This window comes from Sphingobium sp. (genome assembly GCF_041987595.1).
Lineage (GTDB): Bacteria > Pseudomonadota > Alphaproteobacteria > Sphingomonadales > Sphingomonadaceae > Sphingobium.
The window spans coordinates 1-6,905 of record NZ_JBHIWJ010000153.1; the positions used below are offsets into that span (position 1 = coordinate 1).

9 protein-coding genes and 1 pseudogene are annotated in these 6,905 nt (G+C 63.5%); 3 read left to right on the forward strand and 7 right to left on the reverse strand.

The genetic code is table 11. The annotated features are described in order from the left end of the window. The 3 genes from ACFC3J_RS21555 to ACFC3J_RS21565 form a co-directional block, all read left to right on the forward strand. A partial coding sequence (locus ACFC3J_RS21555; RefSeq protein ID WP_375198021.1) for an L-serine ammonia-lyase, iron-sulfur-dependent, subunit alpha occupies positions 1 to 199 on the forward strand: 199 nt, incomplete at its 5' end. Between the two features lie 168 nt (positions 200 to 367). Next, entirely contained in the window at positions 368 to 1,021 is a 654-nt protein-coding gene (locus tag ACFC3J_RS21560) for an outer membrane protein (protein ID WP_375198022.1), read from the forward strand. 144 nt (positions 1,022 to 1,165) lie between these two features. Further along, on the forward strand, positions 1,166 to 1,585 hold the full coding sequence (locus ACFC3J_RS21565) for an acyl-CoA thioesterase (protein WP_375198028.1): 420 nt from the start codon (positions 1,166 to 1,168) through the stop codon (positions 1,583 to 1,585). Positions 1,586 to 1,665: 80 nt separating this feature from the next. Here ACFC3J_RS21565 and pyrF read toward each other — a convergent pair whose 3' ends face one another. The 7 genes and pseudogenes from pyrF to ACFC3J_RS21600 all read right to left on the reverse strand — a co-directional run. Further along, positions 1,666 to 2,340: an orotidine-5'-phosphate decarboxylase gene (gene pyrF, locus ACFC3J_RS21570; RefSeq protein ID WP_375198023.1), complete on the reverse strand. Its 675-nt coding sequence runs from the start codon at positions 2,338 to 2,340 to the stop codon at positions 1,666 to 1,668. Then, positions 2,337 to 2,666, reverse strand: coding sequence for a hypothetical protein (locus ACFC3J_RS21575; protein WP_375198024.1), 330 nt, complete (start codon positions 2,664 to 2,666; stop codon positions 2,337 to 2,339). The genes pyrF and ACFC3J_RS21575 overlap by 4 nt, the downstream gene beginning before the upstream one ends. Before the next feature lie 31 nt (positions 2,667 to 2,697). Beyond that, the gene (locus tag ACFC3J_RS21580; RefSeq protein WP_375198029.1) at positions 2,698 to 3,588 is read right to left on the reverse strand and encodes an aldose 1-epimerase; all 891 of its coding nucleotides are present in this window, start codon (positions 3,586 to 3,588) and stop codon (positions 2,698 to 2,700) included. Next, on the reverse strand, positions 3,585 to 4,997 hold the full coding sequence (locus tag ACFC3J_RS21585) for a sugar porter family MFS transporter (protein WP_375198025.1): 1,413 nt from the start codon (positions 4,995 to 4,997) through the stop codon (positions 3,585 to 3,587). Before ACFC3J_RS21585 ends, ACFC3J_RS21580 begins: the two co-directional genes overlap by 4 nt. A gap of 33 nt (positions 4,998 to 5,030) precedes the next feature. Next, complete coding sequence (locus ACFC3J_RS21590; RefSeq protein WP_375198026.1) at positions 5,031 to 5,900, reverse strand: SMP-30/gluconolactonase/LRE family protein; 870 nt, start codon at positions 5,898 to 5,900, stop codon at positions 5,031 to 5,033. A gap of 4 nt (positions 5,901 to 5,904) precedes the next feature. Then, positions 5,905 to 6,663: an SDR family NAD(P)-dependent oxidoreductase gene (locus tag ACFC3J_RS21595; RefSeq protein ID WP_375198027.1), complete on the reverse strand. Its 759-nt coding sequence runs from the start codon at positions 6,661 to 6,663 to the stop codon at positions 5,905 to 5,907. Then, a pseudogene (locus ACFC3J_RS21600) lies at positions 6,660 to 6,905 on the reverse strand (fumarylacetoacetate hydrolase); the annotation flags it as partial. The pseudogene ACFC3J_RS21600 and the gene ACFC3J_RS21595, both read right to left, overlap by 4 nt.

Here is a 6,905-nt window from a genome sequence, read left to right on the forward strand (position 1 = left end):
GATCCCCTGCATCGAGCGCAACACCATGGGCGCGGTGAAGGCGATCAACGCCGCCTATCTCGCCCTGCAGGGCGATGGCCGTCATATCGTCAGCCTCGACGCCGTCATCGAAACCATGCGCCAGACCGGCGAGGACATGGCCAGCCGATATAAGGAAACCTCGCTCGGCGGTCTGGCCGTCAACGTGGTGGAATGCTGATCGGTTCACCGCGACCAGCCTTCGAAAGCCGGTCGCGCCGAGCTGTTATCGTGACATTAATGCCACATTATCAATCGTTTATCTGAGGTTCATGAAACCCCTCGGCCGCTCATGACTTCTGCCTCTTCCCCCTTCCAGGGGAAGACAAGAAGAATGGGAGTTCAATGAATGCGCAAGATCTTGGTCGCAACCCTTCTGGCAGGCAGCGCGGTGGCCAGCCCCGCTCTGGCGCAGGACGCCGGCCCGACCTTCACCGGCCCGCGCGTCGAGGCGATCCTCGGCTACGACCACACCGGCGCGGGCAGCAGCGTCGACAATGACAATGATCGCGACGACCAGTCGATCGACGGTCTGCTCTATGGCGTTGGTGTGGGTTATGACGTGAACCTTGGCAGCGCGGTGGTCGGCGTGGAAGGCGAGTTCACCGACTCCACCGCCAAGAGCAGCCGCAACGACTTCACCGACCAGTTCGGTTTCGGCCGGGTCAAGCAGGGCCGCGACCTCTATGTCGGCGCCCGCGCAGGCATCCTCGCCAATCCGCAGACGCTGATCTATGTGAAGGGGGGCTATACCAACACGAAGCTCGACGTGCTGGCAGGCGACACCAATCAGGAAACCGACACCAATTTCAAGCTCGACGGCTGGCGCATCGGTGCGGGCGTGGAACGGGCGATCAACGCCAACACCTTCGCCAAGATCGAATATCGCTACTCCAAATATGAGGATGCGCATATCGACTTCGCCAATGGCACCACCAGCGACGAATTCGGTATCGACACCGACCGGCATCAGGTGGTGGCAAGCCTGGGCTGGCGTTTCTGACGGGGCAGGGGACCGGCTTGAGCCGGTTCCCTCCATCCGGCTTTCTAGCGGTCGGACGTCGCGGCGGCTTGAGGAAACCGCGTTGCCCTCACGGCCCGCCGCATGTCCCTGTCTGCGGCCATAGAGAACTGCTATGGCCTTGGGGTGCGCCACGCGATTCCCCATCGCTATCCGGTCGGCATCGATCCGGAAGACATTGACTTCATGGGTCATGTCAACAATGCCAGCTATCTGAAATGGGTGCAGGCAGCGGTTCTGGATCATTGGCGGGCACTCGCCCCGTCCGAAGCGGTCGCCCGGCACCTCTGGGTCGCGGTCAGGCATGAGATCACCTACCGCAAGCCCACTTTCCCGAACGACGATGTGATTGCGACCGTGCTGCTGCAAAAGGTGCAGGGCGCCCGCGCCTTTTATGAAACGGTGATCCGCCGCGGTGAGGAAGTGCTTGCCGAAGTCAAGTCGAGCTGGTGCTGCCTCGACTCATCGACGCTCCGCCCGGCGCGACTGGCGCGTGAGGTCATCCAAATTTTCTTCGCGACGGATAATGATGAAAAGGGCGTCTGACCGCCCTTGCCGCATCCGGGACCGAAATTGGCCGGCATATGGTTTCCATCAGGAAGGCATGTCGCCCGGATCCTGTCGGATTACAGTGTCGCCTCAATCTCCCGCGCCGCGATTTCGGGCTTGTCCGCCAGGCTGATCGGCCGTCCTACCACCAGGATCGATGCGCCGCGATCCAGCGCCTCGCGCGGCGTCACCGCCCGCTTCTGGTCGCCCATCGTCCCGCCGGCAGGCCGCACGCCGGGCACGACAAAGAATCCGTCCGGCCAGGCCTTCTTCGCCAGCCCCACTTCCTCGCCCGAACAGACGATCCCGTCGAGGCCCGCGCTGCGCGCCAGATCGGCCAGCCGCGCCACCTGATCCTCCGCCTTCCCGCCCACGCCGATGTCGAGCAGGTCGCCATTGTCCAGACTGGTCAGCACCGTCACGGCAATCACCTTGGTGTTGATGCCTGCTGCGGCCTTCGCATCTTCCAGCATGGCGCGCCCGCCCGCCGCATGAACGGTCAGAATCGCCGGTTCCAGCACATGCAGAGCCTGCACTGCCTTGGCGACGGTGTTGGGGATATCGTGCAGCTTCAGGTCGAGGAATATCGGCAACCCGAACTTCATCATCTCGTGCACGCCATGATGGCCATGGGCGCAGAAAAACTCGAGGCCCAGCTTCAGCCCGCCCACATGATGGCGCACCTGTTGCGCTAGATCCTGGGCCTTGCGCAGGTCGGGCGTGTCGATGGCAACGTAGATCGGGCTGGTCATGCTGGTCCTGCGGTGGAAAGGGAAGGAACCGCCGGAGCGTCGGCGGCGGGAGAGGAAGAGACGGGAGGGGAGGGTTGGGCGGTCGCAGCGACCAGCGCCCGTTCGGTGTTTTCCAGCTTGCGCTTCATCCGCCAGCGGGTCGCCCGCGCCATGATCCAGAAGGGAAGCGCACCCAGCAGATAAGCGAGCAGCATCGGAAACCAGATCTTGGTGCTCCAGACGATGTCGCCCCAGATCTTGATGTCGACGGGCCGGTTATTCGCCTTGAAGAACAAGGCGGCGGCAACGGCGATCACGACCCACCAGGCAGTCCGCAGAAATTGCATCAACGCTCCTTTAGCTGTTGAACGACACAGCTTAGGCGATTTTGCTTGGCTTCGGAAGCGTCTGATCGGATTTGTCGATGGCGATGCGCATGGAAAGCGTTCTGGACCCTCCCGGTTCGAGCAGATCCATCCCTTGCGGCCGGTTGATCGCGTCAGGCATGTGGCTGACGGGTTCGAGGCAGAAGTCGTAAGAATGGGGCGGGCGGTAGACATGCAGCCAGGGCGCTCCGCTGGCCGTCAGCACCAGCCGCGCCCCGTCGCCCCGGACCATGGTGGCCGATCCGCTCCATCCCCCATAGACATTGTCGATCAGGCTGTCCCCCATCACGGGCTCGCCCTCCGGCCAGTTACCAAGCGTATCGGCGGCGACCTCCCGATTGGGCAACATGTCGGGCGTCGAGAGCCAGAGGCTCGCGGCATCGAACTGCAAGCGCGTTGCTGCGTCGGCCTGAAAATATGGGTGAAAGCCAAGCCCTACCGGCATGGTTTCCTCGCTGACATTGCGAACGGTCAGCACCATGTCGAGCGCGTCAGGGGTCACGGCGATATGCTGCTCCGCCTGATAAGCCCAGGGCCAGCCATCGCCGCCGTCATGTCGATGCGTCAGCTGCACGCTGTCCTGCGCTACCGCCTCAACGGTCCATGGCGCCGTCCAGCCCAAACCGTGAATGCTGTGGGGGTGATCCCCGAAATTGAGCGGCAGACGGAAATCCCGGCCGCCGAACCGAAATCGCCCTTCGGCAATCCGGTTGGCATAGGGCACCAGCGGAAAGCTCGCCATCGCCAGCGGATCGGTGCTGCCCGGCGGTGCGCGCCGCAGCAGATCGACGCCGTCCAGCCGCAGGGCCGCCAGCGATCCTCCTGCAGCCGGAGCGAGCGCGGCTTCCACCGCACCCGCCTTCAGGATGACAAGCTCGTTCAGCCGACCATGTCCTCAAGCTCGCGACCCTTGGTCTCATGCACCAGCGCGCGCACGAAGAAGAAGGAGATCGCGGCAAAGACGGCATAGCCGGTATAGGTGATCGCCAGCCCCGGCGACACGGCCAGCGCCGGGAAGCTTACGGAAATCGCAGCATTGGCGATCCACTGGGCAAAGCCCGACACGGCCAGGCCCGATCCCCGGATCTGGTTGGGGAACATTTCGCCCAGCATCACCCACATGATCGGACCCCAGCTCATGTTGAAGAAGATCACGTAGAGATTGGCTGCGATGAGGGCGATCAGGCCATTATGGCCGGGCAGCTCCACACCGCCGCCAGCGCCGGTGACGGCGGTGGAGAAGGCGTAGGCCACAGTCGCCAGCGTCACTGCCATGCCTGCCGATCCGATCAGCAGCAGCGGCTTGCGGCCGATCCTGTCGACCAGCGCGATCGTGCCGAGGCAGGCGCCGATGGAAAGAGCGCCAGAGAGGATGTTGATCTGAAGCGCATTATCTTCGGAAAAGCCGACCGCTTCCCACAGGGTCGCGCCATAATAGAAGACGACGTTGATGCCGACGAGCTGTTGGAAAACGGCAAGGCCAATGCCGGTCCAGACGATCGGGCGCACCTTGCCGCTCACCTTGTCGATCAGATCGCTGAGCTTCGGGCGATGATGGTCGGCAGCAAGGCTGGCGCGGATTTCGACGACCTTGCGCGCCGCGGCCTCTTCGCCGAACAGGCGGGTCAGCACGGCCTGCGCCTGCTCTTCCCGACCACGAGCGACGAGGTAGCGCGGGCTTTCCGGGATGACCAGCAACGCAACGAAATAGACGGCGGCGGGAAGCGCCTGCAACCAGAACATCCAGCGCCAGGCCGGGAAGCCCAGCCACAATTCGGCCGTCGATCCGCCCGCATAGCGGGCCAGCACGAAGTTCGCGACGAAGGCTCCGGTCAGACCGGAAATGATCATCACCTGCTGCACGCTGGAAAGGCGCCCGCGCACCGCCGCCGGGGTCACTTCGGAAATATAGACGGGGGAAATGACGCTCGCCGCGCCAACGCCCAGTCCGCCGATAATGCGGGCGATGATGAAAATGGCGGAAGATCCGGCGGCTCCGGCCAGCAATGCGCTCACCAGAAACAGTATGGCCGCCAGCATCATCACGCCGCGCCGCCCGACCAGGTCCGCCATGCGTCCGGCGAGGAAGGCGCCGATGGACGAGCCTACCAGGATCGCGCCGACATTGACGCCGATGCCCAGCTTGCCGAGGTCGAAGGCGGCTTCCAGCCCCTTTTGCGTGCCGTTGATGACGCCGCTGTCATAGCCGAACATGAACCCGCCGATGGTCGCCACGGCGACGATCGCGGCGATGAAGGCCATGTTGACCTTCTCGGCACTCCCTTCGGACATTCCTTATCCTTCCTGCTTATATTTCTGATATTTCTAGATCGCCGCCATATATCCTGCTTGCCCGCGCACGCCGGGATCGAAAGCAAAAAGATTGCCTGCCAATGGCTGCTCGACAAGTTGCCGGTCCGTCAAGCCCTTACGCGCCGTCGTGGCATAGGCGACGGTCAGATCGGGTCCGCCAAAGGCGATCTTGGTGACGTTCGCGACGGGGAAGCGCACTTCCGTCATCAGCTTGCCCGAAGGATCGTAGCGCCGCACTGCCCAGCCGCCGAAAAGGCCGGTCCAAAGACATCCTTCCGCATCCACGGTCGGGCCATCGGGATAACCCGCCCCATCCTCTATCTCCGCAAACAGGGTGGTCGCGCTCAATGTGCCGTCGTTCGCGATGCGGGTCTGCCAGATCCTTCTGCCCAAGGTGTCGGTGTGATAGAGCAGCGATCCATCGGGCGAGAGGGCAGGGCCGTTGGTGATCGATACCGCAGGCAAGCCGCTTTCAGTCAGGACGCCCTTGTGCAGCCGGTAGAAGCGGCCGCTATCCGCGACCTCATCATCATCCATCGACCCGAACCACAATCCGCCCGCCGGGTCGACCGTCGCGTCGTTCAGCCTGTTGCCGGGGCGATCCGCCTCGGGCGCATGCAGCAGGGTAAAGGTTTCCTTCGCCGGATTGAACCGATGGATGCCGGTCTGCAAACCGGCAGCGAAAAGGCCGTTATCCGTGGGCAATATCCATCCCACCTGGCCCGGAGCGTCCCATCGGTGCGCGAGGCCCGCGGCCGGATCGAACCGGTGGACATGTCTTTCCTTGATGTCGACGAACCACAGCGCCTCGTCGTGGGCGACCCAGACGGGGCCTTCACCCAGAGTGGCTCCGACGGAAAGCACGCTGCGCGGTTCCATCATGGTTTCAGCGCCAGCCCGCATCGATGAAATAATCATGCGCCGTGCACATGCGCGCGTCGTCCGAGGCCAGGAACATCGCCAGCGCGGCGACGTCTGCGGGCGCAATCCGTCCATCCAGGCACTGCGCCGCGACGATTTCCGCCTCGCCCTCCGGCGTGTACCATTTTTCCTGACGCAGCGTCTTTACATTGCCCGGAATGATGGTGTTCACGCGGATATTCTCGCGCCCAAGGTCACGGGCGAGACTGCGGGTAAGACCCTCGATCGCGGCCTTGGCGGTCTGATACAGCACCAGATCTGGCAGGGCGAGATGCCAGCTGATCGACCCGAAATTGAGGATCACGCCGCCGCCTGCGCGTTTCATCGCCGGAACCACGGCCTGCGCCGCAAAGAAGAGATGGCGCAGATTTACCGCCATTCGCTCGTCCCAATAGGCCGGAGTGACATCTTCGATGCCGTGCCGGTCGTCATTGGCGGCGTTGTTGATCAGGATGTCGATCCCGCCCAACTCCGTTTCCACCGTCGCCATCATCGCCTGCACGGCCTCTATGTCGCGCAAGTCGCAATGGTGGAAAGAGGGGGCATGGGGGGCGTCCTTCAGCCGTTCGGCCAAGGCGCGGCTTTCGGCGTCGGCAATGTCGCAAAAGGCGACTTTCGCACCCTGCGCCGCAAAGGCCTCGACCAGCCCTTCGCCAATGCCGCTGCCGCCGCCGCTGATGAAGACGCGCTTGCCGTTCAAACTCGGGTAGATGGCGCGGCTCATGCAGTCAGTTCCTCGGATTTGGCCGAGAGCAGGCCACGCCCGGCAAGATTGGTCATCAGGGCCGTCAGACCGTAGGTCCAGGGCGCGGCGTCCCTGGACGTCACGACCGGGTTCACCAGCCTGCCCAGGCGCGGCGTAGAGATGGCGACGATATCACCCACCTTATGGGTAAAGCCGCGGCCCGGCTCGTCGCGGTCCTGCACCGGCGCGAACAGCGTGCCCAGGAACAACACGAAGCCATC

Coding starts and splice junctions, on each gene's coding strand:
- ACFC3J_RS21560 (WP_375198022.1), top strand. CDS start 368: ATGCGCAAGATCTTGGTCGCAACCCTTCTGGCAGGCAGCGCGGTGGCC.
- ACFC3J_RS21595 (WP_375198027.1), bottom strand. CDS start 6,663: ATGAGCCGCGCCATCTACCCGAGTTTGAACGGCAAGCGCGTCTTCATC.
- ACFC3J_RS21575 (WP_375198024.1), bottom strand. CDS start 2,666: ATGCAATTTCTGCGGACTGCCTGGTGGGTCGTGATCGCCGTTGCCGCC.
- ACFC3J_RS21585 (WP_375198025.1), bottom strand. CDS start 4,997: ATGTCCGAAGGGAGTGCCGAGAAGGTCAACATGGCCTTCATCGCCGCG.
- ACFC3J_RS21590 (WP_375198026.1), bottom strand. CDS start 5,900: ATGATGGAACCGCGCAGCGTGCTTTCCGTCGGAGCCACTCTGGGTGAA.
- pyrF (WP_375198023.1), bottom strand. CDS start 2,340: ATGACCAGCCCGATCTACGTTGCCATCGACACGCCCGACCTGCGCAAG.